The organism is Pseudomonas sp. GP01-A4, from assembly GCF_058780865.1.
Genome location: NZ_JBYSWF010000018.1, coordinates 42,436 through 68,369, shown reverse-complemented (window position 1 = coordinate 68,369; position 25,934 = coordinate 42,436). Strand labels below are relative to the sequence as shown.

23 protein-coding genes and 1 pseudogene are annotated in these 25,934 nt (G+C 60.4%); 15 read left to right on the top strand and 9 right to left on the bottom strand.

Annotation, left to right across the window (positions count from 1 at the left end; all coding sequences use genetic code 11):
• Positions 1–9 precede the first annotated feature (9 nt).
• Together AC3WKX_RS13275 and AC3WKX_RS13270 are read left to right on the top strand one after the other, a co-directional pair.
• Complete coding sequence (locus AC3WKX_RS13275) at positions 10–948, top strand: aspartyl/asparaginyl beta-hydroxylase domain-containing protein (protein ID WP_003210693.1); 939 nt, start codon at positions 10–12, stop codon at positions 946–948.
• Between the two features lie 416 nt (positions 949–1,364).
• Positions 1,365–2,225: a DMT family transporter gene (locus AC3WKX_RS13270; RefSeq protein ID WP_102605383.1), complete on the top strand. Its 861-nt coding sequence runs from the start codon at positions 1,365–1,367 to the stop codon at positions 2,223–2,225.
• A 31-nt stretch (positions 2,226–2,256) separates the two neighbouring features.
• Here AC3WKX_RS13270 and AC3WKX_RS13265 read toward each other — a convergent pair whose 3' ends face one another.
• Entirely contained in the window at positions 2,257–3,153 is an 897-nt protein-coding gene (locus tag AC3WKX_RS13265) for a DMT family transporter (protein ID WP_008437984.1), read from the bottom strand.
• A gap of 72 nt (positions 3,154–3,225) precedes the next feature.
• Positions 3,226–4,836, bottom strand: a complete 1,611-nt coding sequence (locus tag AC3WKX_RS13260) for a methyl-accepting chemotaxis protein (protein WP_003210696.1) — start codon at positions 4,834–4,836, stop codon at positions 3,226–3,228.
• Positions 4,837–5,262: 426 nt separating this feature from the next.
• On the opposite strand from AC3WKX_RS13260, the gene aceK reads away from it, so the two are divergent.
• From aceK to AC3WKX_RS13230, 6 genes are all read left to right on the top strand, one after another.
• Positions 5,263–6,984, top strand: coding sequence for a bifunctional isocitrate dehydrogenase kinase/phosphatase (aceK, locus tag AC3WKX_RS13255; protein ID WP_102368332.1), 1,722 nt, complete (start codon positions 5,263–5,265; stop codon positions 6,982–6,984).
• A 70-nt stretch (positions 6,985–7,054) separates the two neighbouring features.
• Positions 7,055–10,966 carry an ATP-dependent RNA helicase HrpA gene (hrpA, locus tag AC3WKX_RS13250; protein WP_008437986.1) on the top strand — a complete coding sequence of 1,304 codons (3,912 nt, stop codon included), beginning with the start codon at positions 7,055–7,057 and terminating at the stop codon, positions 10,964–10,966.
• Positions 10,967–11,321: 355 nt separating this feature from the next.
• On the top strand, positions 11,322–12,443 hold the full coding sequence (locus tag AC3WKX_RS13245) for a beta-ketoacyl-ACP synthase III (RefSeq protein ID WP_003210699.1): 1,122 nt from the start codon (positions 11,322–11,324) through the stop codon (positions 12,441–12,443).
• A 25-nt stretch (positions 12,444–12,468) separates the two neighbouring features.
• A complete protein-coding gene (locus AC3WKX_RS13240) occupies positions 12,469–13,083 on the top strand; it encodes an RNA polymerase sigma factor (RefSeq protein WP_008437987.1) in 615 nt (204 codons plus the stop codon).
• Positions 13,077–13,310: an anti-sigma factor family protein gene (locus tag AC3WKX_RS13235; protein WP_003210701.1), complete on the top strand. Its 234-nt coding sequence runs from the start codon at positions 13,077–13,079 to the stop codon at positions 13,308–13,310. Before AC3WKX_RS13240 ends, AC3WKX_RS13235 begins: the two co-directional genes overlap by 7 nt.
• 339 nt (positions 13,311–13,649) lie before the next feature.
• Positions 13,650–14,984 carry an OprO/OprP family phosphate-selective porin gene (locus AC3WKX_RS13230; protein ID WP_102605384.1) on the top strand — a complete coding sequence of 445 codons (1,335 nt, stop codon included), beginning with the start codon at positions 13,650–13,652 and terminating at the stop codon, positions 14,982–14,984.
• A 34-nt stretch (positions 14,985–15,018) separates the two neighbouring features.
• Here the strand turns inward: AC3WKX_RS13230 and AC3WKX_RS13225 are convergent, their stop codons facing one another.
• Positions 15,019–15,174, bottom strand: a complete 156-nt coding sequence (locus AC3WKX_RS13225; protein ID WP_157222855.1) for a hypothetical protein — start codon at positions 15,172–15,174, stop codon at positions 15,019–15,021.
• A gap of 39 nt (positions 15,175–15,213) precedes the next feature.
• Here AC3WKX_RS13225 and AC3WKX_RS13220 point away from each other — a divergent pair, with 39 nt between their 5' ends.
• The 3 genes and pseudogenes from AC3WKX_RS13220 (at position 15,214) to AC3WKX_RS13210 (ending at position 16,923) form a co-directional block, all read left to right on the top strand.
• Complete coding sequence (locus tag AC3WKX_RS13220) at positions 15,214–16,338, top strand: GNAT family N-acetyltransferase (RefSeq protein ID WP_102605385.1); 1,125 nt, start codon at positions 15,214–15,216, stop codon at positions 16,336–16,338.
• A 79-nt stretch (positions 16,339–16,417) separates the two neighbouring features.
• A pseudogene (locus tag AC3WKX_RS13215) lies at positions 16,418–16,697 on the top strand (BrnT family toxin).
• Positions 16,675–16,923, top strand: coding sequence for a BrnA antitoxin family protein (locus AC3WKX_RS13210; protein WP_003210705.1), 249 nt, complete (start codon positions 16,675–16,677; stop codon positions 16,921–16,923). The pseudogene AC3WKX_RS13215 and the gene AC3WKX_RS13210 overlap by 23 nt, the downstream one beginning before the upstream one ends.
• A gap of 54 nt (positions 16,924–16,977) precedes the next feature.
• Here AC3WKX_RS13210 and aqpZ read toward each other — a convergent pair whose 3' ends face one another.
• The 5 genes from aqpZ to AC3WKX_RS13185 form a co-directional block, all read right to left on the bottom strand.
• Entirely contained in the window at positions 16,978–17,676 is a 699-nt protein-coding gene (gene aqpZ, locus AC3WKX_RS13205) for an aquaporin Z (RefSeq protein WP_008437990.1), read from the bottom strand.
• Positions 17,677–17,855: 179 nt separating this feature from the next.
• A complete protein-coding gene (locus AC3WKX_RS13200; protein WP_102605387.1) occupies positions 17,856–19,688 on the bottom strand; it encodes an ABC transporter ATP-binding protein in 1,833 nt (610 codons plus the stop codon).
• Positions 19,689–19,771: 83 nt separating this feature from the next.
• Complete coding sequence (locus AC3WKX_RS13195; RefSeq protein WP_008437991.1) at positions 19,772–20,335, bottom strand: peptidylprolyl isomerase A; 564 nt, start codon at positions 20,333–20,335, stop codon at positions 19,772–19,774.
• Between the two features lie 3 nt (positions 20,336–20,338).
• The gene (locus AC3WKX_RS13190; protein WP_102605388.1) at positions 20,339–21,142 is read right to left on the bottom strand and encodes an alpha/beta fold hydrolase; all 804 of its coding nucleotides are present in this window, start codon (positions 21,140–21,142) and stop codon (positions 20,339–20,341) included.
• Between the two features lie 13 nt (positions 21,143–21,155).
• Positions 21,156–22,079: a PA3225 family LysR-type transcriptional regulator gene (locus AC3WKX_RS13185; protein ID WP_003210710.1), complete on the bottom strand. Its 924-nt coding sequence runs from the start codon at positions 22,077–22,079 to the stop codon at positions 21,156–21,158.
• Between the two features lie 49 nt (positions 22,080–22,128).
• On the opposite strand from AC3WKX_RS13185, the gene AC3WKX_RS13180 reads away from it, so the two are divergent.
• The 3 genes from AC3WKX_RS13180 (at position 22,129) to AC3WKX_RS13170 (ending at position 24,279) form a co-directional block, all read left to right on the top strand.
• Entirely contained in the window at positions 22,129–22,443 is a 315-nt protein-coding gene (locus AC3WKX_RS13180) for a hypothetical protein (RefSeq protein WP_032899698.1), read from the top strand.
• A gap of 151 nt (positions 22,444–22,594) precedes the next feature.
• Complete coding sequence (locus AC3WKX_RS13175; protein ID WP_102605389.1) at positions 22,595–23,194, top strand: FMN-dependent NADH-azoreductase; 600 nt, start codon at positions 22,595–22,597, stop codon at positions 23,192–23,194.
• 203 nt (positions 23,195–23,397) lie between these two features.
• Entirely contained in the window at positions 23,398–24,279 is an 882-nt protein-coding gene (locus AC3WKX_RS13170) for a carboxylate/amino acid/amine transporter (protein ID WP_102368336.1), read from the top strand.
• Here AC3WKX_RS13170 and AC3WKX_RS13165 read toward each other — a convergent pair.
• Positions 24,224–25,129 carry a LysR family transcriptional regulator gene (locus tag AC3WKX_RS13165; protein WP_032899700.1) on the bottom strand — a complete coding sequence of 302 codons (906 nt, stop codon included), beginning with the start codon at positions 25,127–25,129 and terminating at the stop codon, positions 24,224–24,226. The two genes, AC3WKX_RS13170 and AC3WKX_RS13165, sit on opposite strands and share 56 nt — an antisense overlap.
• Positions 25,130–25,282: 153 nt before the next feature.
• Between AC3WKX_RS13165 and AC3WKX_RS13160 the strand changes: the two genes are divergently transcribed.
• Positions 25,283–25,927, top strand: a complete 645-nt coding sequence (locus AC3WKX_RS13160) for a hydrolase (protein WP_102605390.1) — start codon at positions 25,283–25,285, stop codon at positions 25,925–25,927.
• Positions 25,928–25,934: the final 7 nt, after the last annotated feature.

The window sequence follows — 25,934 nt, the reverse complement described above, 5'->3', positions numbered from 1 at the left end:
AGTTGCTGCATGACCTTTTCTTTGGCCGCCAAACTGTCGGTGTTGCTGCTGTTTATCGGCAGCACGCTGTATGTGCATTTGCGTGGCAAGGCCCGTTTGCCGATGTTGCGTCAGTTCGTCAACCATTCAGCGCTGTTCGCCCCGTACAACGCCTTGATGTACATCTTCTCCGCCGTGCCGTCCAAGCCGTACCTGGACCGCAGCAAGTTCCCGGAGCTGGACGTGCTCAAGGACAACTGGGAAGTGATTCGCGAAGAGGCCATGCACCTGTTCGACGAGGGCTACATCCGCGCCGCGGAGAAGAACAACGACGCCGGTTTCGGCTCGTTCTTCAAGAAGGGCTGGAAGCGTTTCTACCTCAAGTGGTACGACAAACCGTTGCCGTCGGCTGAACTGCTGTGCCCGAAAACCGTGGCCCTGGTCAGCAGCATTCCTAACGTCAAGGGCGCGATGTTCGCCCTGTTGCCAGGTGGCAGCCACCTCAACCCGCATCGCGACCCGTTTGCCGGTTCGCTGCGTTATCACCTGGGGCTGTCCACGCCGAACTCCGACGACTGCCGTATTTTCGTCGACGGCCAGGTGTACGCCTGGCGCGACGGTGAAGATGTAATGTTCGACGAGACCTACGTGCACTGGGTGAAGAACGAAACCGAGCACACCCGGGTGATCCTGTTCTGCGACATCGAACGCCCGCTGAGCAACCGCCTGATGACCCGCATCAACCGTTGGGTCAGCGCGCAACTGGGGCGCGCCACCGCACCGCAGAACCTGGATGACGAACGCGTTGGCGGCATCAACCAGGCGTATGCCTGGAGCAAGCGCTTCAGCGACAGCTTCAGTGGCGTGGTCAAGCAGTGGAAGCGCAAGCATCCGAAGGCTTATCGCATCCTGCGGCCAGTGCTGGCGGTGGTGGTGCTGACGGCGCTGGGGTATTGGTTGTTTGGTTAAGGCTTTTGCAGGCACGAAAAAACCGCTCCGATGAGCGGTTTTTTTATGCGCTGGATTTGTGCGGGCGAAGTTATTGCAAAGCATGTCCCCAGCTGGTTATAGTCGGCCGCAGGTGTTTCCAGACACCTTGTTCATCCCTTCATAAAAGATCAGCACATGCCAGCTTCCCTGCGCATAGCGGTAGTCGATTCAGCGGTCAACGCTGCGGTCGTGCCGTGCGGGAGCCAGCAGCCTGCGCAGATCAGTCACTACCCCCCACCTGTCAGTAGCACGCCGGTGTACGCAGTCGTATCACCGCCGGGTGTTGGCATTTCGGGCTGATCAGCTGATGGCTGTTCCCCTGTGCCCGCCTGAAAAAACCTACTGAATTTCAGCTGTTGCTGAGTTGGCTTTTTGCCTGATCACAGGTGGTATCCATGTCTGTTCTTTCGAAACAATCCGTGGCCGCGGCGGCCTCGACGAGCCTGTTTGTCTTGCTGTGGAGCAGCGGGGCGATTTTCTCCAAATGGGGCCTGGCCCACGCTTCACCCTTTGCGTTTCTGCTGATCCGTTTCGCCATCGCCCTGGCGGGGTTGGTGATACTGGTACCGATCCTCAAGCTGAAGTTGCCGCGTCCCGGCAAGCCGATGCTTTACGCGGCGGCTACCGGGCTGGTGCTGTTGGGGGCCTACCAGATTTTCTATCTGCTGGCCCTGGACCTCAAAGTCACGCCCGGCATGATGGCAACCATCATGGGCGTGCAGCCGATCCTGACCGTGGTGTTGATGGAGCGCCGGCGCTCCTGGAGCCGGATGTTCGGCCTCGGGCTGGGAATGGCGGGGTTGATCATGGTGGTGTACCAGGGCATCGGGATGTCCGGCATGTCCCTGGCAGGCATGCTTTTTGGCCTGTTGGCCCTGGCCAGCATGACCTTTGGTTCGATCATGCAGAAGCGCATCACCGATAACCCGTTGGGCACGCTGCCTGTGCAATACCTGGCCGGCTTGCTGTTGTGCTCGGTGTTTGTGCCGTTCCAGCCGTTCCACTTTGAACACAACACCGGCTTTTTCGTGCCGGTGCTGTGGATGGGGCTGGTGGTGTCGTTGCTGGCGACGCTGTTGCTGTACCGGCTGATTGCCCGGGGCAATCTGGTGAATGTCACCAGCTTGTTCTACCTGGTGCCCGCGGTGACGGCGGTGATGGACTACCTGATCTTCGGCAACAAGCTGGCAATGTTGAGCTTGCTGGGGATGGGCTTGATCATCGTCGGATTGGCTTTCGTGTTCCGTAAGGGCTGATAAACCCAATGCTGTAGGAGCCAAAAAGCTCCTACAGCTTGCGGGCCAATCTCCCCGGCCGAAGCACCAGCCACAACGCCCCCGCAATCAATAACCCGCCATACAGATGCGCCATGGACAACGGCTCATCCAGCAGCAACGCGCCCCACAACACCCCGAATGGCGGAATCATGAAGGTCACGGTCATCGACTTCACCGGGCCGATGGACGTCAGCAAGCGGAAGTACAGGATGTAGGCAAACGCCGTGCATACCAGCCCCAACCCCAGCAGCGACAACCATACAGGCCAGCCACCCCAGCTGACCGGTGGATGGCTGATGGCACTCCAGGCAAACAGCGGCAGCAGGAACAGCGTGGCCCCGAGCATGCTGCCCAGGGCCGCCAGGCGACTGTCCAGCCCGCCCTGTTGATCGAGCCAGCGGCGTGCCAAAAAGCCGGCAAAGCCATAGCAGGTGGTCGCCAACAGGCATGCCAGCGCACCCATCAACAATTCCATGTCGAAGGCCACCGGCCCGGCGCGGGTCAGGATGCCAACGCCGAACAGGCCCAGGCATACCCCGGCGATTTTCGACGGCGTGAGGCGCTCACTGAAGAACAACCCGCCAATCAGCACGCCCATCAGTGGCGTCGTGGCATTGAAGATCGCCGAGTAACCGGCCGGCAGCACTTGGGCCGCCACTGAATACATGGTCGCGGGAATGCCCGAGTTGATCACCCCGAGCAACAGGACCGTCTTGAACTTGCCCTGGAAATCCCAACTCACCCGCATCATGGCGAGGATCACCAGCAGGCCGGTGGCAGCAATCGACACCCGGAAAAACGCGGTAGGAAGGGTGCCGATTTCCGGCGCGATAATTCGCATGAACAAAAAACTCGCGCCCCAGATAGCGGCCAGCACCAACAGGTGCAGGGTGTCGACAGGTCTCACGGAGGAACTCCAGTTTGATAAGGGCGGAAGTGTTGCCCACCGACCTGTCTGACACAATCGCTAATACATGTTTTACAGCACGAAACGCGTCACCAAGCCATTGAGGTCCACCGCCAGCCGCGACAGTTCCTGGCTGGCCGCCGAGGTCTGGGTGGCACCGGCGGCGGTTTGCGTCGACAGGTCCCGGATGTTCACCAGGCTGCGGTCCACCTCACGAGCCACCAACGCTTGCTGCTCGGCGGCGCTGGCGATCACCAGGTTGCGCTGGCTGATCTGCGAGATCGCCGCCGTGATTTTCTCCAGTGCACTGCCGGCGCTGTTGGCTCGCTGCAAGGTCTGGCCAGCGTGTTCGGCGCTGCTGTTCAGGGCGCCGACGGTGTCCTGGGTGCCTTGCTGGATACCGTTGATCATCTGCTCGATTTCTTCGGTGGAGTCCTGGGTGCGTTGTGCCAGGGAGCGCACTTCGTCAGCCACCACGGCAAAACCACGACCGGCCTCGCCCGCGCGGGCCGCCTCAATCGCCGCGTTGAGTGCCAGCAGGTTGGTCTGCCCGGCAATCCCGCGAATCACTTCAAGCACCTTGCTGATGTCCTGGGCCTGCGCCGCCAGGCCCTCGGCCTTGGTCGAGGCACCGAGGACTTCGTCCACCAGGTTCTGGATCGAGCTGATGGTTTCGCTGATCTGGTAGTGACCGTGCTTGCTGTCTTCGTCGGAGGCCTTGGAGGCTTCGGCGCTGGAAACCGCATTGCCCGCCACTTCATCGACTGCCGCGCTCATCTGCGTCACGGCGGTGGCAGCCTGTTCGATCTCGTCGTTCTGCGCTTGCAGGCCGCGGGTGCTCTGCTCCATTACCGAACTCATCTCCTCCGCCGCCGAGGCCAACTGCTGCGACGATTCGCTGATGCCACGGATGGTTTCCTGCAGGTTGGCCTGCATGGTGGCCAGCGCGGTGAGCAGTTGCGCCGGCTCATCCTTGCCCTCCACGACGATCGGCCGGCTCAGATCGCCGGAGGCGATGGTGCGGGCCACTGTCAGTGCCTGGCCAATGGGCGCGGTGATGCTGCGGGTCAGCAGCCAGGCCAGCAACAAGGTGGCCAGCAGGGCGGTGATGATGATCAGGCCTACGATCCATTGGGCGCTGTAGTACATCTGCGCCGCTGACTCTGCGGCTTCCTGGACGCCTTTCTGGTTGAAGGTGATCAGGTCTTCCAGGCTCTTGTTGAGCACCAGGCCCTGGGGCGCGAGGCGGCTGTTGAGCAGGTCCATGGCCTGCTGCTGTTGATCCTGGTCCACCAGCTGAATCATCTGGCCCATGATGCTCATGTACGTCGATACGGTACTTTTCAGCTGGTTGAGCATCTCGGCGTCCTGCTCGTTGACCACCAGTGTTTCGTATTGCTTGAAGCTTTCCTGCAGGTCTGCCTGTTCCTTGCTGATCAGGCTCTTGCTGTTGTCGCGCACCCTGGATTCGTCGGTGGTCAACAGGCGCAGTGCTTCCAGGCGGATGCTGGCGATAAAGGCCGCGCTGTCGTGGACCGTCTCGATGCTCGGCATCCAGGAATCCTCAATCACGGTGGCGCTTTCCCGCAGCTTGGCCATTTGCCCCAAGCCAAACAGACCCACCACTACCAGCAAGCCGGCCAGTACCGCAAAACTCAGACTGGCGCGCAGGCCGATCCCCATATTCCTCAATGACATCTCAATGCTCCTTTGGCGGTTAGAACCTGATCCCGGATCGGTCTTCTGACCTTGTTAGGTGGGAGAGGGCGCGCTATATAGCAAAGTGCCACTAGCTAGGGTAGTCAGGGTTTCCCTTACGTTGGATCCAATGGTCGAGAAGCCACCAGTACCGGAGCAGTAGAGCAAAGACTCTTATTTACCCCGGCTCGCACAGGCAGGCCACGTCACACAAGGCCTGTAGATGAAACGTTTAATGCGGGGAGGGTGACGCGCGGGTTTTTTGTTGACCGGTTAGTCGAATTAAATAAAGAGTAAATAAATGTACGAAATGAACAATCTTGTACAAGTCTGAATGAAAAATGATCCTTCTCCTGTTCCCGCACACTGGCTAAGCTCAGCTCACTCCAAATGCCCGCAGAGGTTTCCCGAATGCCGCAGCCAACGCCCGCCCTCGACATTGCGCAGATGATCCTCGACGGCTTCGACGACTACCGCGAGCACTTCCGCCAGATCACCGACGGCGCCCGGGAGCGCTTTGAAAAGGCGCAGTGGCAGCAAGGGCAGGCGGCATCGGCTGCGCGCATCAATCTTTACGAAGAGAAGGTCAGCGAAGTCACGGCGCGGCTGCGGGCGGCTTTCGATGAAGCCGTGTTGCTCGACATTGCCGACTGGCCGCTGGTGAAAAGTGCCTACATCAGCCTGATCGACCTGCGGTTTGACGATGAGCTGTCCGAGACCTGGTACAACTCGACGTTTTGCGGGCTGTTCAGCCATGACCTGATCAGCGACGGCTGCATGTTCATCCATACCACCCGGCCCAGCCTGCGCCGCGCCCGGGCGGCGCAAACCCGCACCTACAAGCCGGGCGGCAAGCTGGCGGGCATGCTGGAGCAGATTTTCGCCGACTACAGTTTCAGCGAACCCTACGCCGACTTGCCCGCCGACCTGCGCCGCCTGGAGGCGCAATTGCGCGAAAACCTGCCGGACTGGGTGTGCAAGGACCCGGACCTCAACGTCGAACTGTTTTCCTCGGTGCTGTACCGCAACAAAGGCGCGTACCTCGTCGGACGCATCTACACCCGCGACGAACAGTGGCCGCTGGTGATCCCGCTGCTGCATCGGGAAGGGCGCGGCATCCAGATCGACGCGCTGATCACCGACGAGGCCGATGTGTCGATCATCTTCTCGTTCACCCGCTCCTATTTCATGGTGGACGTGCCGGTGCCGGCGGAGTTTATCGGCTTCCTCAAGCGCATCCTGCCGGGCAAGCACATCGCCGAGTTGTACACCTCCATCGGCTTCTACAAACACGGCAAATCCGAATTCTACCGGGCGCTGATCAACCACCTTGCCACCACCGATGACCAGTTCATCATGGCGCCGGGCGTGCGCGGCATGGTCATGAGCGTGTTTACCCTGCCGGGCTTCAACACCGTGTTCAAGATCATCAAGGACCGGTTTTCACCGTCGAAAAACGTCAACCGCGCCACCGTGATCGAGAAGTATCGGTTGGTGAAAAGTGTCGACCGGGTAGGGCGCATGGCCGACACCCAGGAGTTCGCCGACTTCCGTTTTCCGTTGAGCAAATTCGAGCCTGAATGCCTGGCCGAACTGCTGGAAGTCGCCGCCGGTACCGTCGAAGTCGAAGGCGATACGGTACTGATCCGCCACTGCTGGACCGAGCGGCGCATGACCCCGCTCAACCTCTACCTGGAAAACGCCAACGAAGCCCAGGTGCGCGAAGCCCTGGAAGACTACGGCCTGGCGATCAAGCAACTGGCGGCGGCGAATATTTTCCCGGGCGACATGCTGCTGAAGAATTTTGGCGTCACCCGCCACGGTCGCGTGGTGTTCTACGACTATGACGAAATCTGTTTCCTGACCGAGGCCAACTTCCGCCACATCCCCGCGCCGCGTACCCCGGAAGATGAAATGGCCTCCGAGCCCTGGTATTCCATCGGTCCGCTGGACGTGTTCCCCGAGGAGTTCCCGCCATTCCTGTTTGCTGATTCCGGCCAGCGCCGCCTGTTCGACGAACTGCACGGCGAGTTGTACAACGCCGACTACTGGAAAGGCCTGCAAGAGGCGATTCGCGCCGGCAAGGTAATCGATGTGTTTCCTTACCGGCGCAAGGGCCTGGACAATGAATGAGGGGAGCGCGCGGCGGCGCTTTTCTGCGACAATCCGCCCCCTGCCTACATAGACGACCTTTGCGTACCTGATGACTGACCAAGCGCCCGCTATCGACCAACTGCTGAAAAACCTCGATCACGCCATGCTCGCCGACCGCCACCGCCTGCGGCGGCAGCTGCTTGAGCTGCGCAAGAAACCCGATGAGGAAAAACTTGCGCAGTGGGTGACGCGGATGCAGGCTTCCTGCGCCCAGGTGACGGCGCGGCGCGCCAGCCTGCCGGTGATTCGCTATGACGACAGCCTGCCGATCGCCGCCAAGCGTGACGAGATCAAGGAAGCGTTGCTCAAGCATCAGGTGCTGATCATTGCCGGTGAGACCGGTTCGGGTAAAACCACCCAGTTGCCGAAAATCTGCCTGGAAATCGGCCGCGGCCAATACGGCCTGATCGGCCACACCCAGCCGCGGCGGATTGCGGCGCGCAGCGTGGCGAGCCGGGTCGCGGAAGAGTTGGCAACGCCGCTGGGTTCCCTGGTGGGTTATCAGGTGCGGTTTGAAGACCAGAGTGATTCCAACACCCTGATCAAGCTGATGACCGACGGCATCCTGCTGGCCGAAACCCAGAACGACCGCTATCTCGAACGCTACGACACGATCATCGTCGACGAAGCCCACGAACGCAGCCTGAACATCGACTTCCTGCTGGGTTATCTGAAAACCCTGCTGCCGCGTCGCCCGGATCTCAAGGTCATCATCACCTCGGCCACCATCGACCTGGAGCGCTTTTCCAAGCACTTCGACGATGCGCCGATTGTCGAGGTGTCGGGCCGCACTTTCCCGGTGGAAACCTGGTACCGCCCGCTGACCCTGGAGCAGGACGAGGAGGGCAACCGCGTCGAGGACGACCTGACCGTCGACCAGGCGATTCTCGCCACTCTCGATGAGATCGCCGCCTTCGAGCGCAGCGAGCGCAAGAGCCCCGGCGATGTGCTGGTGTTCCTGCCCGGCGAGCGCGAGATTCGCGACGCTGCCGACATGCTGCGCAAGGCCCAGCTCAAGCACACTGAAATCCTGCCGCTGTATGCGCGCCTGTCGCCGGCGGAGCAGCAGCGGATCTTCCAGTCGCACCCGGGCCGGCGTGTGGTGCTGGCGACCAACGTCGCGGAAACCTCGCTGACCGTGCCAGGCATTCGTTATGTGATCGACAGTGGCACCGCGCGCATCAGCCGCTACAGCTACCGGGCCAAGGTGCAGCGACTGCCGATCGAGGCGATTTCCCAGGCCAGTGCCAACCAGCGTAAAGGCCGGTGCGGGCGGGTCGAACCCGGTATCTGCGTGCGCTTGTACAGCGAAGAGGATTTTATCGGGCGCCCGGAATTTACCGACCCCGAGATTCTTCGCACAAACCTCGCGGCCGTAATCCTGCAGATGCTGCACCTGCGCCTGGGCGAGATCACCGATTTCCCGTTTATCGAGCCGCCGGACGGCAAGGCCATCAGCGACGGTTTCAACCTGCTGCAAGAGTTGTCCGCCGTTGACCGCAACAGCCAGCTGACACCGATGGGCCGCCAGTTGGCGCGTCTGCCGGTGGACCCACGCATGGGCCGCATGTTGCTGGAGGCGGCCAAGCTTGGCAGCCTGCAGGAAGTGCTGATCGTCGCCAGCGCCATGTCGATCCAGGACCCGCGCGAGCGTCCGCCGGAGCGCCAGCAAGCCGCCGACCAGGCTCACGCACAATGGAAGGACGCGGATTCGGACTTCGCCGGGTTGGTGAACCTGTGGCGGGGTTTTGAAGAGCAGCGCCAGGAATTGACCGCCAGCCCGCTGCGCAATTGGTGCCGCAAGAATTTCCTGAACTACCTGCGCCTGCGGGAATGGCGTGACTCCCACCGCCAGTTGAGCCTGATCTGTCGCGACATGCAGTTGACCGTCAATAAAGAACCGGCGGACTTCCCGAAACTGCACAAGGCGGTGCTGTCCGGCCTGCTCAGCCAGATTGGCCAGAAGACCGAAGAGGGCGATTACCTCGGCGCGCGTCAGCGGCGTTTCTGGATTCACCCGTCGTCGGGTATTGGCAAGAAGCGTCCGCAATGGCTGATGACCGCCGAGCTGGTGGAAACCACCAAGCTGTACGCGCGGATGGTGGCCAAGATCGACGCCGACTGGATCGAGCCGTTGGCCGGGCACCTGATCAAGAAAAACCACTTCGAACCCCATTGGGAAAAGAAGCGCGGCCAGGTGGTGGCGTTTGAGCAGATCACCCTGTTCGGGTTGATCATCGTCGGGCGCCGGCCGGTGCATTACGGGCCGATTGATCCGGTGACGTCCCGCGAGCTGTTTATCCGCGAAGGCCTGGTGCGCGGCGAGATCCAGTCCCGGGCCCGCTGCCTGACGGCCAACCAGCAATTGCTGGAGCAGCTCGACGAACTGGAAGCCAAGGCCCGCCGGCGCGATATCCTGGCGGACGAGGAAACGCTGTACGCCTTCTACGATGCGCGCCTGCCCGCCGAGATCCACCAGACTGCGACCTTCGACAGTTGGTACAAGGTCAACAGCCAGAAAGACCCGCAGCTGTTGATCATGCGCGAAGAAGACGTGCTGGCCCGCGAGGCCAGTGAAGTCACCGCCGCCCATTACCCCGACACCTTGCACCTGGGCGACCTGGCCCTGGCCTTGAGTTATCACTTCGAACCCAACCATCCACGGGACGGTGTGACCCTGCGCGTGCCGGCGCCGCTGTTGCCGGCCTTGCCACCCGAGCGCCTGGAATGGCTGGTGCCGGGTGTGATCGAGGCCAAGTGCATTGCCCTGGTGCGCAACTTGCCCAAGGCCCTGCGCAAGAACTTCGTGCCGGTGCCGGATTTCGTCAAGGCGGCGTTGCAACGTATCGAGTTCGGCCAAGGCTCGTTGCCTCAGGCCTTGGGGCGTGAGCTGCTGCGCATGACCGGGGCACGGGTCAGCGATGAAGCCTGGGCCGAGGCTGCGCAGCAGGTGGAGAGCCACCTGAAGATGAACCTGGAAGTGGTCGACGGCCAGGGCAAGTTCCTCGGTGAAGGCCGCGACCTGGCCGAGTTGACCGCGCGTTTCGCCGAGGCCAGCCAAGCTGCGTTGGCGGTGCCGCAGACTGCGAAGAGCCAGCAGCCGGTGGAGGCCAAGGTGTTCGCGGCGGTGGCCGAGAAAACCCAGCAAAACATAGCCGGGCTTTCGATGACGGTGTATCCGGCCTTGGTCGAAGAAAACGGCACGGTCAAGGAAGGGCGTTTCTCTACCGCGGCCGAGGCTGAGTTCCAGCACCGTCGAGCCTTGCAGCGCCTGCTGCTGCAACAACTGGCCGAGCCGGCAAAGTTCCTGCGGGGCAAATTGCCGGGCCTGACCGAGTTGGGGTTGATGTACCGCGAGCTGGGGCGTATCGAAGCCCTGGTGGAAGACATTCTGTTGGCCAGCCTCGACAGTTGCGTGCTGGAAGGCGAAGCCAGCCTGCCGCGGGACGGCGCCGGCCTGGCCGCCCTGGCCGAGCGCAAGCGTGGCAGTTGGACCGAGCACGCCGAGCGCCAGGCGCGCCTGACCCTCGAAATTTTGAAACTGTGGCATGGCCTGCAAAAACGCTTCAAGGGCAAGATTGACCTGGCCCAGGCGGTGGCGCTGAATGATATCAAGCAGCAACTGAGCAATCTGGTGTATCCCGGTTTCGTACGGGAAACCCCGGCGCAATGGTTCAAGGAACTGCCGCGCTTCCTCAAGGCCATCGAGCTGCGCCTGGAGAAATTGCCAAGCCAGGTGCAGAAGGACCGGGTCTGGAGTACCGAGTTGGGCGGCTTGTGGAGCCAGTATCAGAACCGCCTGAACAAACACGCCCAGGAAGGCAAGCGCGACCCTCAGCTGGAGCTGTATCGCTGGTGGCTGGAGGAATACCGGGTTTCGCTGTTTGCCCAGCAGTTGGGCACCAAGGTACCGATTTCCGACAAGCGCCTGAGCAAGCAATGGAGCCTGGTCGAAGCGTGACCGACGTGCGGCAAGCAACGGTGGCGAGCGAGCTTGCTCGCGCTGGGCTGCGAAGCAGCCCCATAAGGTCTCTCTGAAACACCCGGGTCACTTTATTGGGGCCGCTTCGCGATCCAGCGCGAGCAAGCTCGCTCGCCACAGGGAAGGTGTTTGCGCGGGATAGGCGCCAAGTGTCCGATGTTGTGGCAAACTTCGCGGTTATAAATGCCGGGATCGTCGAGTTGGGCTGGTGCAGCCGTGGCGCGATGGAATAAAGCGTTTCCAGTTTGAAGGCCGCTGGGCGGCATAAAACTACTTACGGTTTGGTACGACGGTACCAATACCCTTCTGCCTGAACAGATTTAGAGGAACGACCGTGCATAACGTCGTCATCAGCGGCACAGGCCTGTACACCCCGGCCAACAGCATCTCCAACGAAGAGCTGGTGCAGTCTTTCAATGCTTACGTGCAACAGTTCAACCTGGATAACGCCGCCGCCATTGAACGCGGTGACGTGGAGGCCCTGACCGAATCCAGCGCCGCCTTTATCGAGAAGGCCTCGGGCATCAAGAGCCGCTTTGTTATGGACAAGGCCGGCATTCTCGACCCGCAACGCATGGCGCCACGCCTGCCAGAGCGCTCCAACGACGAATGGTCGATCCTCTGCCAGATGGCCGTCAGTGCTGCCGAGCAAGCCTTGCAGCGCGCCGGCAAGACCGCCGCCGATATCGACGGTGTGATCGTCGCCTGTTCCAACCTGCAGCGGGCGTACCCGGCGATTGCCATCGAAGTCCAGGAAGCGCTGGGTATCCAGGGTTTTGGCTTTGACATGAACGTGGCGTGTTCCTCGGCGACCTTCGGTATCCAGAACGCCGCCAACAGCATCCAGCTGGGCCAGGCGCGGGCGATCCTGATGGTCAACCCGGAGATCTGCACCGGCCACCTGAATTTCCGCGACCGCGACAGCCATTTCATCTTTGGCGATGCGGCCACCGCCGTGATCCTGGAGCGGGCCGACCTGGCCACTTCCGAGCATCAGTTCGACGTGGTGAGCACCAAGTTGCTGACCAAGTTCTCCAACAACATCCGCAATAACTTCGGCTTCCTCAACCGCGCGGCGGAAGAGGGGATTGGTGCCCCGGACAAGCTGTTCGTGCAGGAAGGCCGCAAGGTCTTCCGTGATGTCTGCCCGATGGTCGCCGAGTTGATCGGCAAGCACCTGTCGGAAAACCAGCTGAATGTTGGCGATGTGAAGCGTTTCTGGCTGCACCAGGCCAACCTCAGCATGAATCATCTGATCGTGAAGAAACTGCTGGGCCGCGAGGCTTCTGTGGAAGAGGCGCCGGTGATCCTCGATACTTACGCCAACACCAGTTCGGCGGGTTCGGTGATTGCGTTCCACACCTACCAGGACGACTTGCCCAAGGGCGCTGTGGCTGTGCTTAGCTCGTTTGGCGCAGGGTATTCGATTGGTAGCGTGATCCTGCGCAAACGCTGATCATGTTTTGAAATCGAGGTCTTGAATGGCAGCAGCGGACGACGCGCACCTGCTTGAACGATTGCTCAAGGGTGAGCAGCGGGCCTACAAGGAGCTGGTCACCACTTACCAGAGCGCTATGCGCGCGGTGGCCTATGCCATTGTTGGCCAGCGCCATGCCGACGAGGTGGTGCAGGACGCCTGGCTGTCGGTGGTGCGTAACCTGGCGAAGTTCGAGGGGCGTTCCAGCCTCAAGACCTGGCTGCTGACCATTACTGCCAACTCGGCAAAGGGCCGCTACAAGCAGAACCGCCGGGAAGTACTGCTCGATGACTTGCCGGCGCCCCATGGCACCATCGGTGATGATCGCTTTGTGCCCGACGATGGCCACTGGGCCGTCGCGCCGTTTGCCTGGCATCAGGACACTCCCGAAGCGCTGCTTACCGAAGACGAACTGCGTAATTGCCTGGAGCACACGCTGGCCAGTCTTTCCGAGCTGCAAAGCAGCGTACTGCTGCTGCGTGAGCGCCAGGGGCTGGAGTTGGAGGAGATTTGTAATCTTCTGACGCTATCGCTCTCCAATGTTCGTGTGCTGTTGCATCGAGCACGGCTTAAAGTCTTCGCCACGGTGGAGCATTTTGAGGAAACCGGCGAATGTTGACCTGTAAGGAACAAGTGGCACGTTCCAGTGACTATCTCGATGGGCAACTGACCTTTCGCGAGCGCCTGCTGGTGCGCCATCACCTGATGTTCTGCCCCAACTGCCGGCGCTTTATCCGGCAGATGCGCTTGATGCAGGCGACGCTGAAGATCCTGCCCGAGCCGCCTATCGCCGATGTTGATGCGTTGGCCGAACGCCTGGCCGCCGAGCGCTCCCGCGACCAATAATATCCATCACTTTTCACACTTAAACGAAGCCCGCATCGATAAAAGATGCGGGCTTTTTTTTGCTCAAAAAACAACCAAGATGAAAAATATTTCATTTTTCTCGGGTGTTTTTACATTTTGTATCATCTGACATTTTCACCAGTTTCCGGGGCTGGAGCCTTGATTTCCGTAGGCTCTGGCTTATTTCGAATGGCTATTAAAAAGTTCCCGAGTAACAAAATCTTTATGTTCCGGCAACCCAGCTGAAATATCCCCTCGCCAAGATCGCCCCCCAACACCAGCGGCTCTAAACCGCGTGTTTTACCAATGCACAAGACCATCAATTAGGGGAATTCTTCGATGATCCGTAAGCACTTCGCCGGTTTCGCGGCCAGCGCCTTGGCCCTGGCCGTTACCGCCCAGGCTTTCGCCGGTACTGTCACTACTGATGGTGCCGATATCGTTGTCAAAACCAAGGGCGGCCTTGAGGTTGCAACCACCGACCAGAATTTCAGCTTCAAGCTGGGTGGTCGTTTGCAGGCCGATTACGGCACGTTTGATGGCTTTTACACCAAGAATGGCAACTCGGCTGACGCGGCCTATTTCCGCCGCGCCTACATCGAGTTTGGCGGCACCGTCTACAAGGACTGGAAATACCAGGTCAACTACGACCTGTCCCACAACTCCGGCAACGCAGACGATGGCTACTTCGATGAAGCGTCCATGTCCTACACCGGCTTCAAGCCTGTCGTGATTCGCGCCGGTCGCTTCGACGAAGACTTCGGCCTGGAAAAAGCCACCAGCTCCAAGTGGGTCACCGGCGTTGACCGCAACGCAGCGTATGAAGTGGCGGACTGGATCCACTCCCACGCCAACGGCATGGGCATCCAGGCCAGCTCGGTGGTCGGCGACATGGCTTACCTGTCGGCCAGCGTTTCTTCCAAGGACATCAACGACAAGAACGGCAAAGGCGTGAAGCAATTCAACGCCCGTGCGGTGTTTGCGCCGATGCATGACACCGGCAACGTGCTGCACCTGGGCCTGGATTACGCGGTACGTGACCTGAAGGACACGGCCTTCGACTCGCGTATTCGTCCGCGTCTTGGGGTTCGCGGCGTTTCCACCAACGGCGGCAACGATGCGGGCGCCAACGGCAACCGTGCGACCTTCGGCGGCGGTGTGGGTCTGGATTCCGGCAGCCTGACGGCGAACGACGCCTACGACACCGACACCGTGTTCGGCGGCGAATTTGCATTCGCCCGTGGTCCGTTGTCCCTGCAGGGCGAATACCTGAACCGCAAGATGAAGGCAGACAGCAGTGCCTATCAGGACGTGAAAGCCAGCGGCTTCTACGGCCAGGTGGCCTACACCCTGACCGGAGAGTCCCGCGTCTACAAACTCGACGGTGCCAAGTTCGACACCATCAAGCCCGAGAACAAGCAGTACGGCGCGTGGGAAGTGTTCTACCGTTACGACAACATCACCGTTGATGACAAAAACGTAGTGCGCAACACCGCCACCCGTGAAGTGGGAGATGCCAAGGCCAACCTGAACATCATCGGGGTGAACTGGTACGCCAACGAGGCGGTGAAAGTCTCTGCCAACTACATCAAGGCCAAGACCGACAAAGTGGTTAACGCCGCCGGCGACGACAGCGGCGACGCCATCGTGGCCCGCGTGCAATACGTGTTCTAGGCAACCTGTAATACCGCTCCAAAGCGCTCTTTCTTCATCCGTCAAAGCGCTCCTCATTTGGTTTGCCCCGCCGTTTGGCGGGGCTTTTTTTTGCGCCGTGTCCTGTAGGCGCGAGCTTGCTCGCGAAGAACCCGAGATCACCGCGTTCTGTCAGAATGGTCGCGTTGTCGTTAACGATCATCGCGAGCAAGCTCGCTCCTACACAAAGCCGTGACCGTCGGGGAATGGGATGCCGTTACAACGTTTGAATAACCTGTCCGAGATTGCGCCCGATGAATGGAACGCGTTGGTCCCCGTCGATCAGCCGTTTCTGCGCCATGCGTTCCTCAGTGCCCTGGAAGACAGCGCCAGCATCGGCCCGCACTCCGGCTGGCAGCCCGAGCATTTGCTGCATTATGAAGGTGGACGGCTGATTGCCGCGTTGCCCAGCTATCGCAAATGGCATTCCTATGGCGAGTACGTGTTCGACCACGGTTGGGCCGATGCTTGCGAGCGGGCGGGCATCGACTACTACCCGAAATTGCTGACGGCCGTGCCCTTCAGCCCGGTCAGCGGCCCGCGCCTGTTGGCCGCCAGCGCCGAGGACGGTTTCGAATTGCTTAAAAGCCTGCCCGGTTACCTGGAAATCGAAGGCCTTTCCAGCGCCCATATCAACTTTACCGACGCCCTCGCAGACACCGCACTGGCCCGGCAGCCGGGTTGGCTGCAACGCCTGGGCTGCCAGTTTCATTGGCAAAACCGCGGCTACCGCGACTTCCAGGACTTTCTCGACGCGCTGAGTTCGCGCAAGCGCAAACAGATGCGCAAGGAGCGCGAGCAAGTGGCGGGGCAGGGCATCGATTTCGAGTGGCTGCAAGGTCATGAGTTGAGCGAGGCGCAGTGGGATTTTGTCTACGCCTGTTACGCCAATACCTACGCCATACGCCGACAATCGCCGTACCTGACCCGGGCGTTTTTCAGTCTGCTGGCCGAGCGCATGCCCGAGGCGATTCGCGTGGTGCTGGCCAAGCAAGGCTCACGGCCGGTGGCCATGGCCTTCAGCCTGATCGGCGGCAACAGTTTTTATGGGCGTTACTGGGGCTGCCTGGCCGAGTTCGACCGGCTGCATTTCGAGACTTGCTTCTACCAAGGCATGGATTACGCGATTGCCCATGGCCTGCAGCGTTTCGACGCCGGCGCCCAGGGCGAGCACAAGTTGATTCGCGGGTTTGAGCCGGTGATCACGCACTCCTGGCATTACCTGCGACACCCGGGATTGAAGACCGCCGTGGCGGATTTCCTGGAGCGCGAAAGCGTGGGGATCCTGGCATATGCCGAGGAGGCGAGGGCAGCCCTGCCTTATCGGCAGGGCTGAACCACTGATCGGTTGACAGGTGCCGAGGGCGGGAGCACTTCGCTACAGTGTATGTACAAAAGTAAATACAGGATGCAGCATGCGTTTTGAGTGGGATGAATCCAAAAAACCAAATAAACATCCGCAAGCACGGCATAGACTTCAACGACGTATCGGATATTTTTCAACATCCAATATTGTCACAACGTGATCCTCGAACGGATTATGACGAAGAACGCTGGGTCAGCATTGGCTGGATAAAATTACTGGTAGGTGTAGTTGTATACACCGAGAGGCGGGGTGACGTAATTCGCATTATTTCCGCCCGAAAAGCAACCAAACAGGAGGCCAAATACTATGTCGAAAGCATCGAAAACTGACTGGGAGCGCCTGGCTAAGATGGACGATCGGGAGATCGATACCAGCGACATCCCCGAATTGGGAGAAGACTTCTTCCGTCGTGCCGAATTGCGTGTGCCGGTCAAGCAGGCAGTTACTATCCGTCTGGATGCTGACGTTCTTGAGTGGTTCAAGGGGCAAGGGACTGGCTATCAGACGCGCATCAATCAGTTGCTGCGCCAGTATATGCAGGCACATCAAGGCTGATAGAGCACTGGCGAGGGCAGCCCTGCCTTATCGGCAGGGCTGAACCTGTCTGGCTCAGGCGGTTTTTTCCGCGCCCAGCCATCGATAGGTAATGCCGCCGACCACTGCACCGAGGATCGGCGCCAGCCAGAACATCCACAACTGCTGGAGCGCCCAACCGCCGACAATCAGCGCCGGGCCGGTGCTGCGGGCCGGGTTGACCGAGGTGTTGGTGACCGGGATCGAGATCAGGTGGATCAGCGTCAGCGCCAGGCCAATGGCAATGGGCGCGAAGCCCGTCGGCACACGGCGGTCGGTGGCGCCGAGGATGATCAGCACGAACATCGCCGTCATCACCAGCTCGCACACAAACCCCGCTGCCATCGAATAACCACCAGGTGAGTGCTCGCCGTAGCCGTTGCTGGCCAGGCCCGAAGCCAGTTCGAACCCCGGCTTGCCGCTGGCTATGAAGTACAACAATGCAGCGGCAACGACGCCGCCGATTACCTGGGACACGATGTACGCCGGTAACTCCCTGGCCGGAAATCTTCCGCCCACTACCAGCCCCACCGACACTGCGGGGTTCAGGTGACAACCGCTGATGTGCCCGATGGCAAATGCCATGGTCAGCACCGTGAGCCCGAACGCCAGGGCCACACCGAGCACACCGATCCCGACCGGGGACGATGCGGCCAGTACCGCACTGCCGCAGCCACCCAACACCAGCCAAAACGTACCCAGTCCTTCCGTAACGGAACGTTTGAACAGTGACATGAACACATCCTTAATAGATTGCTCTATCTGATTAACGGGTCTGTGATGCATCCCTGCTGCCTTAAATCAGGGCCCTCCTGGGGCCTGATTGGAGTACAGCAGGATTGTGTCGCAAGACCAGCGGGATAAAGAAAACTGTCAGAATTGTTCGGAATTGAGGTTGCAGTTAACCAACGGAATCAGTCTATTCCGACGAAGCCACCGGTCTGGTGTTGCCACAATCGCGCATACAAACCGCCGTGTGCGAGCAATTCGGCATGGCTGCCGGTCTCGGCGATCTGGCCTTTTTCCAGCACCACCAGCCTGTCCATTCTGGCAATGGTGGACAGCCGGTGGGCGATGGCGATCACTGTCTTGCCCTGCATCAGGGTTTCCAGGCTTTCCTGGATCGCCGCTTCGACTTCCGAATCCAGCGCCGAGGTGGCTTCGTCCATGATCAGGATTGGCGCATCCTTGAGCAGCACTCGCGCGATGGCGATGCGCTGACGTTGCCCGCCGGAGAGTTTCACCCCGCGTTCACCGACGTGGGCGTCGAGGCCGGTGCGGCCCTCGGCGTCCGACAGCAATGGGATGAACTCGTCGGCGCGGGCCTTGTGCACGGCGGCCCAAAGCTCTTCGTCGGTGGCGTCCGGCTTGCCATACAGCAAGTTGTCGCGGATCGAGCGGTGCAGCAGCGAGGTGTCCTGGGTGATCATGCCGATCTGTTCGCGCAGGGTTTCCTGGGCGACGTCGGCGATGTTCTGGCCGTCGATCAGGATACGGCCGCCTTGCAGGTCGTACAGGCGCAACAGCAGGTTGACCAGGGTGGATTTGCCCGCGCCGGACGGACCGATCAGGCCGATCTTTTCACCCGGTTCAATCGCCAGGTTCAAGCCGCTGATGATCCCGCTCTTCTTGCCGTAGTGGAAATCCACCTGATCGAACCGCACCTCGCCATGGGGCACTTCCAGGCGCGGGGCATTTTCCCGGTCGGTCACTGCCAGCGGCTGGGCGATGGTTTTCAGGCCGTCTTGGACCATGCCGATGTTTTCGAAAATGCCGTTGACCACCCACATGATCCAGCCGGACATGTTGACGATACGAATCACCAGGCCGGTGGCCAGGGCGATGGCGCCCACCGAAATCAGGGATTGGGTCCACAGCCACAGGGCAAGGCCGGTGGTGGTGACAATCAGCAGGCCGTTCATGGTGGTAATCACGATGTCCATGCTGGTCACGACGCGGCTGGCCAACTGGGTTTTCTCGGTCTGCTCGACAATGGCTTCCCTGGCGTAGTTCTGCTCGAAATTCGTATGAGCGAACAGCTTCAAGGTGGTGATGTTGGTGTAGCCGTCGACGATCCGCCCCATCAGTTTTGAGCGTGCCTCGGAGGAGATGACCGAGCGCTCCTTGACGCGTGGCACGAAGTACCGCAGGGCCAGGCTGTAGGCGACGATCCAGGTGATCAGCGGGATCATCAGGCGCCAGTCGGCTTCGGCGAACAGCACCAGGGCGCTGATGGCGTAGATCGCCACGTGCCAGATCGCGTCCACGGCGGCCACTGCGGAGTCGCGCAGGGAGTTGCCGGTTTGCATGATGCGCTGGGCAATGCGCCCGGCGAAATCGTTCTGGAAGAAGTTCAGGCTCTGTTTGAGCACATAGCTGTGGTTTTGCCAGCGGATCAGGCTGGTCATGCCGGGGCTGATGGTCTGGTGCACCAGCAGGTCATGCAGGGCGCCGAAGATCGGGCGCAACAGCAGGGCGACCACGGCCATCCAGATCAGCTCGGTGGCGTGGATCTGGAAGAAGTTGGCGGGCGGCGTGCCCTGGGCCAGGTCGATGATGCGGCTCAGGTAGCTGAACAGCGCCACTTCGATCAGCGCGCCGATCAGGCCCACCACCAGCAAGGCGGCAAAGCTTGGCCATACCTGGCGCAGGTAATAGACGTAGAAGGGTAGGACTTTGTCTGGAGGGGCCGCGCTGGGAGGTTCGCGGAAGATGTCGATCAGTTGTTCAAAACGACGATAGAGCATTAGGTCTGACGCCCGCGCGGCGGGCTCTCCTGTTCAAATGCGCGCGACGCCTTGCGGGCCCCGCGCGAAACTCCCTGTAGCCTTCAGTCGATGCGCTTGGCCGACTTGATCAGGACAGGATCGATTGGCACGTTCTGCATGCCCTGTTTGGTGGTGGTCTGCGAGTTGACGATGATGTCGACCACGTCCATGCCCTTGACCACTTTGGCGAACACCGCGTAACCGGCATCACGGCCCGGGTCGAGGAAGGCATTGTCCGCAACGTTGATGAAGAATTGGCTGGTGGCGGAGTTCGGGTCGTTGGTACGCGCCATCGACAGGGTGCCGCGCACGTTATGCAGGCCGTTGCTGGCTTCGTTCTTGATCGGTGCTTCGGTCGGCTTTTGCGACATTTGCTGGGTAAAACCACCGCCCTGCACCATGAAGCCCGGGATTACCCGGTGAAAAATGGTGTTGGTGTAGAAGCCCTTGTCGACATAGGCCAGGAAGTTCTTGGTACTGATCGGGGCTTTGACCGGGTCCAGTTCGATCTCGATGTCGCCATTGGTGGTGGTGATCAAGACGTGGGGTGCCTTGGCGGGTTCGGCCGCCATCAGGTTGGCAGCGAACAGTACGGAACCGGCAAAGAGGGCGATTTTTTTCAGCATGGGTCAGTGATCCTGGGTTGTGGTTTCGACTGTCTTGAGAAAATCGAGCAGGGTGTTGTTGAAGCGTTCGGGTTGGTCCAGCGGCGTGGCATGGCGGGAATCCTCGATCACCACCAGTCGCGCATCGGGCAGCAGTTTTACATAGATTTCTTTCTGCGCCACGGGGGTGTAGTCGTGGTCGGCGCTGATGACCAGGGTTGGACAGGATATTTTCGAAAGTTGTTCCTGTACGCCCCAGCCAACAATCGCATCGAAGCTGGCGAGGTAGGCACGTTTGTCGTTTTTTGCCCAGCGTTCGGCCATCTTGCGCCGCAGTTCGGCCTGTTCGGGCTTGGGAAACAGCAGGCTGCCCAGGGCCTTGCCGATGGTGTTCAGGCTGAGGACGCGCGCCAGGCTCCAGCGCTTGGCCCACTGCCAATAGTCGCTGGCGCTGCGAACCTTGACCTGGGGCGCACTGTTGACGATGCACAGGCTCTTGAGCATTTGCGGCTCATCCACTGCCAGTTGAAAGGCGATCATGCCGCCCATGGACAGGCCGACCACGTGGGCCGGCGGCAAATGCAGGTGTTCGATCAAGGCCACCAGGTCGGCGGTGAAGCCGGCGATGCTGTAGCGCTCACGGGGTTTGTCGGAGCGGCCGTGACCGCGCACATCCACCACCACCAGGCGATAGTGTTGGGACAGCACGGGCACTTGCAGTTCCCAGTCCAGGCAACTGGAGCCCAGGCCGTGGATCAGGATCAGCGGCGCGCCGTGGCCATATTCCTCGTAATGCAGGGTGCAACCTTCATGTTCGAAATAGGCCACGTGAACTCCTTGTTCAGGCTTGCTGCGGTGCGGCGAATGGCGCGTCCAATGGTGCAGTGTCGAAGGTGCGCAGCAACTCGACGAGAATCTGCGTGGCCGGGCCCAGGGGTTTGTCCTTGTTCGAGTAAAGATAGAAGGTCGGGTTGCGGCTGCCACCCCGTTCCAGGGGCAGTAGCTTGAGCAGGCCTTCCTTGAGTTCGCGTTCGATCAGGTGTCGCGGCAGCCAGGCGAAGCCCAGGCCGCTGCTGACGAAGGTGGCGGCGGTGGGCAGGCTGCCGACGGTCCAGCGCTGCTCGGCGCCGAGCCAGCCGACGTCCCGTGGCTGCTGGCGGCCGGAGTCGCGGATCACCACCTGCATGTGGCTTTCCAGATCCTGGAAGCTCAGTTCGCGGTGCAATTGATGCAGCGGATGTTCGGGGTGGGCCACGGCGACAAATTCGACGTCGCTCATTTCCGTACCGAGGTAACCGGGAATGATGAACCCGCTGATGGCGAGGTCGGCCATGCCGTCCATCAACAGCTCTTCGACGCCGGACAACACCTCTTCGCGCAAACGCACCCGGCAGCCACGGCTTTGCGGCATAAAGGCAGTGAGGGCGCGCACCAGGCGGGCGTTGGGGTAGGCCGCGTCGACCACCAGCCGCACCTCGGCTTCCCAGCCTTGTTCCATATGGTGGGCCAGGTCTTCCAGTTGGCTGGCGTTTTTCACCAGTTGCCGGGAGCGGCGCAGCAGCACTTCACCGGCTTCGGTGAGCACGGCCTTGCGCCCGTCAATGCGCAGCAGCGGCACGCCGAGCTGATCCTGCATGCGGGCCACGGTGTAGCTCACCGAGGATTGCGAGCGGTGCAGCGCTTCGGCCGCCTGGGCGAAGCCGCCATGGTCGACCACGGCTTGCAAGGTGCGCCATTGATCAAGGGTAACGCGGGGCGCTTTCAAGATGAGCTCCTCTTGTCCTAAGCTGGCGGTCCTTATTGGAGACTGCCGAATGAGAAAATTCTGTTGTGTGCTGCTGGCGTTGCTGCCGTTGAGTGCGTTTGCATTCAGTACCGATGTGACGAAAGACATTCAGGGCGTGAAGATCGATTACAGCGCGTCAGACGTCGACAGCAATATCAGTTCGATCCAACTCACCAACTACGGCCCCAATGACGCGGAGTGCAAGGTACGCTTTACCAATGGTCCGGAAGCCCCGCGTACGCGCAAGGTCACGGTCGCGGCAGGGAAAACCACCAACACCACGGCCAATTTCAGCCGTGCCATCATCAAGATGCGTATCCAGCTGACCTGCGCACCGAAATAAGGCAAAAGCGGAGCTTGCGTACAGCAATACTCCGCTTATAAACAAATTTCTAGATGGGTTATAGCAGTTTTTTACGCTTTTTAATCGAACGGACCCTGTCTAACCTTCACTCCATCGCCTTACAGCATTCACCGATGGAGCTTACATAATCATGGCCCGTGTTCTGATCATCGAAAGCAGTGCCCGTCAGCAGGATTCAATCTCCCGCCAGATGACCCAACAATTCATCAGCCAATGGAAAGTCGCCCATCCGGCTGATCAGATCACCGTACGAGACCTCGCCATCAACCCGGTTCCGCACCTGGATGCCAATCTGTTGGGCGGCTGGATGAAACCTGCCGAGCAGCGCAGCACGCTCGAACAGGCTTCCCTGGACCGCTCCAACGAACTGACCGATGAATTGCTGGCCGCCGATGTGTTGGTGATGGCCGCGCCGATGTACAACTTCGCGATTCCCAGCACCCTCAAAGCCTGGCTCGACCATGTGCTGCGTGCCGGTGTGACCTTCAAGTACACCGCCACCGGCCCCCAGGGCCTGCTGACCGACAAGCGTGCCTTTGTGCTGACCGCCCGCGGCGGCATCCACGCCGGTGGCAGCACCGACCACCAGGAACCGTACCTGCGTCAGGTCATGGGCTTTATCGGCATCCATGACGTCACGTTCATTCATGCCGAAGGGGTGAACCTGGGCGGTGATTTCCAGGAGAAGGGTTTGAACCAGGCCAAGGCGTTGTTGGCCCAAGTGGCGTGAGATGTTAATCGTCAGATAATCGCCCGCTGTTTAGATAGCTCCACGCAACCCTTCAAGTACGCGTATCGAACCTCCCTTTGCACTTTTTGCTCCTGAGTGCTCCCGCCCGACTGACGCTTTTAGCGAGGTCGGGTTTTTTTTGCCTTGAGTTTCGTAACGCGCGGAAAACCGCTAATGTCGCGCCCATTCAAAATGAGGCGAGCATGGGCTATCTACTTGTTGTGACGCTGATCCAGGCGTTTTCCTTCAGCTTGATCGGCGAATACCTGGCCGGTCACGTCGACAGTTATTTCGCGGTGCTGGTGCGTGTACTGTTGGCCGGGCTGGTGTTTATCCCGCTGACCCGCTGGCGCTCGGTGGAGCCGGCGTTCATGCGCGGCATGCTGTTGATCGGCGCACTGCAGTTCGGCGTGACCTACGTGTGCCTGTACCTGAGCTTTCGCGTACTGACGGTGCCGGAGGTGTTGCTGTTCACCATCCTGACACCGTTGCACGTGACCTTGATCGAAGACGCCCTGAACCGCCGCTTCAACCCGTGGGCGCTGGTGGCCGCACTGGTGGCGGTGGCGGGGGCAGCGGTGATTCGCTTCGACCAGATCACCCCGAACTTCTTCATGGGCTTCCTGCTGCTGCAACTGGCCAACTTCACCTACGCCGCCGGGCAGGTGCTTTATAAGCATCTGGTGGCCCGTCATCCGAGTGATCTGCCGCATTACCGGCGCTTTGGCTACTTCTACCTCGGCGCGTTGGCGGTGGCGTTGCCGGCGTTCCTGATGTTCGGCAAGGCCAACTACCTGCCGGAAGCGCCGTTGCAGTGGGGCGTTTTGGTGTTCCTCGGTCTGGTCAGCACGGCACTGGGTATGTACTGGTGGAACAAGGGCGCGTGCATGGTCAACGGTGGCACGTTGGCGGTGATGAACAACCTGCATGTGCCGGTGGGGTTGTTGCTGAACTTGCTGATCTGGAATCAGCATGAACCGTTGGGCAGGTTGCTGCTGGGCGGTTTGGTGATTCTCGGGGCGGTGTGGATCAGCCGGCTGGGCCTGCGGTCGTCGGCGCCAATTGCGTCAGCAAAAAATCAATGAATGCGCGGGTCTTTTGCGGCACGCGTCGCGCTGACGAATAAACCGCATTGATGGTGATTGCCGGCGCCTGCCATTCGCAGAGCACCGGCACCAGGCGCCCGGCGCTCAGGGCGTCTTCGACGATAAAGTCCGGCAACAGCGCGATGCCCATCCCGGCCTCTGCCGCCTGGGCCAGCAGGTCGCCGTTGTTGGCGTGCAGAGGGCCGGTAACGTTGACCCGCTGGGTTTCCTGGCCCTTGCTCAATTGCAGGCTGACGCCGCTTTGCAGATACCCATAATTGAGGCACTGGTGCTGGCGCAGGTCTTGCGGGGTCTGCGGTATGCCCGCGCGTGCCAGGTAGGCTGGCGCAGCCACCATGATCCGTGGCGCAGGTGCCAACTGGCGGGCGATCATCGTTGAGTCGGGCATGCTGGCGATGCGGATGGTCACGTCGAAACCACCGCGTACCGGGTCGACCTGTTGGTCGCTGAGCACCAGTTGCAGCTCGATATGCGGATGCTGTTCATGGAACAGCGGAATCAACCGCCCCAGGCGATGCAGCCCGAACGACATCGGCGCATTGACCCGCAACACGCCCCGTAGCTCACCGATACCATCCCGGGCCCGCTGTTCGGCTTCGTCCAGGGCGGCCAGTACTTCACGCGCAGCTTCAAAATACTCGGCCCCGGCCTCCGTCAAATGCAGGCTGCGGGTGGTGCGCTGAAGCAGTTGCACGCCTATGGCTTCTTCCAGCGCCTGAATCTGTTTGCTGACTTTTGAGCGCGGTACGTCCATGGCTCGCGCGGCGGCCGCGAAGCCGTTCTCGCCGACCGTGACGACAAACGCCCGCATGCATTCGATACGGTCCATGATTGTACCTTTTTTAGAATCAATGATTCTCTATTTTAGGTAATTGTCTCGATTTTATCCATCCCATAAAGTTACTTCCAAGCCGCCAGCCAAGCTTCACAGCGGCGCTGAACGCACCTCTTACCGAATCGAAACCATTAAAAGGAAGTCACCATGTCTATTCGCGAATTGCTCAACCCAACCAACTCCACCCTGATCCTGATCGACCACCAGCCGCAGATGGCCTTTGGCGTGCAGTCGATCGATCGCCAGACTCTGAAGAACAACACGGTGGCGCTGGCCAAGGGCGCCAAGATCTTCAACGTACCGACCATCCTGACCTCGGTTGAGACCAAGAGCTTCAGCGGCTATATCTGGCCGGAGCTGCTGAATGTGTTCCCGGACCAGCAGCCGATCGAGCGCACCTCGATGAACTCCTGGGAAGACAAGGCGCTGGTGGCCGCGGTGAAGGCCACCGGGCGCAAGAAGCTGATCATGGCGGCCCTGTGGACCGAGGTGTGCCTGAACTTCCCGGCCCTGGAAGCCCTGGCCGAAGGCTACGAGGTGTACATCGTCACCGACGCCTCCGGCGGCACCAGCAAAGAAGCGCATGACATGTCGGTGCAACGGATGATTCAGGCGGGCGCGGTACCGGTCACCTGGCAGCAAGTGCTGTTGGAATACCAGCGTGACTGGGCTCACAAGGAAACCTACGACGCGGTGATGGGCCTGGTACAGGAGCACAGCGGCGCTTACGGCATGGGCGTGGATTACGCCTACACCATGGTTCACGGCGCGCCGCAGCGTCAGGTCAAGTAAGGTCCAA

Bases quoted from the DNA above. Each gene is read 5' to 3' on its own strand.
- AC3WKX_RS13210 (WP_003210705.1), top strand. From the start codon at position 16,675: ATGTCGAAAGCATCGAAAACTGACTGGGAGCGCCTGGCTAAGATGGAC.
- AC3WKX_RS13275 (WP_003210693.1), top strand. From the start codon at position 10: ATGACCTTTTCTTTGGCCGCCAAACTGTCGGTGTTGCTGCTGTTTATC.
- AC3WKX_RS13195 (WP_008437991.1), bottom strand. From the start codon at position 20,335: ATGCTGAAAAAAATCGCCCTCTTTGCCGGTTCCGTACTGTTCGCTGCC.
- AC3WKX_RS13180 (WP_032899698.1), top strand. From the start codon at position 22,129: ATGAGAAAATTCTGTTGTGTGCTGCTGGCGTTGCTGCCGTTGAGTGCG.
- AC3WKX_RS13165 (WP_032899700.1), bottom strand. From the start codon at position 25,129: ATGGACCGTATCGAATGCATGCGGGCGTTTGTCGTCACGGTCGGCGAG.
- AC3WKX_RS13240 (WP_008437987.1), top strand. From the start codon at position 12,469: ATGGCAGCAGCGGACGACGCGCACCTGCTTGAACGATTGCTCAAGGGT.
- AC3WKX_RS13170 (WP_102368336.1), top strand. From the start codon at position 23,398: ATGGGCTATCTACTTGTTGTGACGCTGATCCAGGCGTTTTCCTTCAGC.
- AC3WKX_RS13270 (WP_102605383.1), top strand. From the start codon at position 1,365: ATGTCTGTTCTTTCGAAACAATCCGTGGCCGCGGCGGCCTCGACGAGC.
- AC3WKX_RS13200 (WP_102605387.1), bottom strand. From the start codon at position 19,688: ATGCTCTATCGTCGTTTTGAACAACTGATCGACATCTTCCGCGAACCT.
- AC3WKX_RS13175 (WP_102605389.1), top strand. From the start codon at position 22,595: ATGGCCCGTGTTCTGATCATCGAAAGCAGTGCCCGTCAGCAGGATTCA.
- AC3WKX_RS13160 (WP_102605390.1), top strand. From the start codon at position 25,283: ATGTCTATTCGCGAATTGCTCAACCCAACCAACTCCACCCTGATCCTG.
- aceK (WP_102368332.1), top strand. From the start codon at position 5,263: ATGCCGCAGCCAACGCCCGCCCTCGACATTGCGCAGATGATCCTCGAC.
- AC3WKX_RS13220 (WP_102605385.1), top strand. From the start codon at position 15,214: ATGCCGTTACAACGTTTGAATAACCTGTCCGAGATTGCGCCCGATGAA.
- AC3WKX_RS13260 (WP_003210696.1), bottom strand. From the start codon at position 4,836: ATGGGGATCGGCCTGCGCGCCAGTCTGAGTTTTGCGGTACTGGCCGGC.
- hrpA (WP_008437986.1), top strand. From the start codon at position 7,055: ATGACTGACCAAGCGCCCGCTATCGACCAACTGCTGAAAAACCTCGAT.
- AC3WKX_RS13230 (WP_102605384.1), top strand. From the start codon at position 13,650: ATGATCCGTAAGCACTTCGCCGGTTTCGCGGCCAGCGCCTTGGCCCTG.
- AC3WKX_RS13235 (WP_003210701.1), top strand. From the start codon at position 13,077: ATGTTGACCTGTAAGGAACAAGTGGCACGTTCCAGTGACTATCTCGAT.
- aqpZ (WP_008437990.1), bottom strand. From the start codon at position 17,676: ATGTCACTGTTCAAACGTTCCGTTACGGAAGGACTGGGTACGTTTTGG.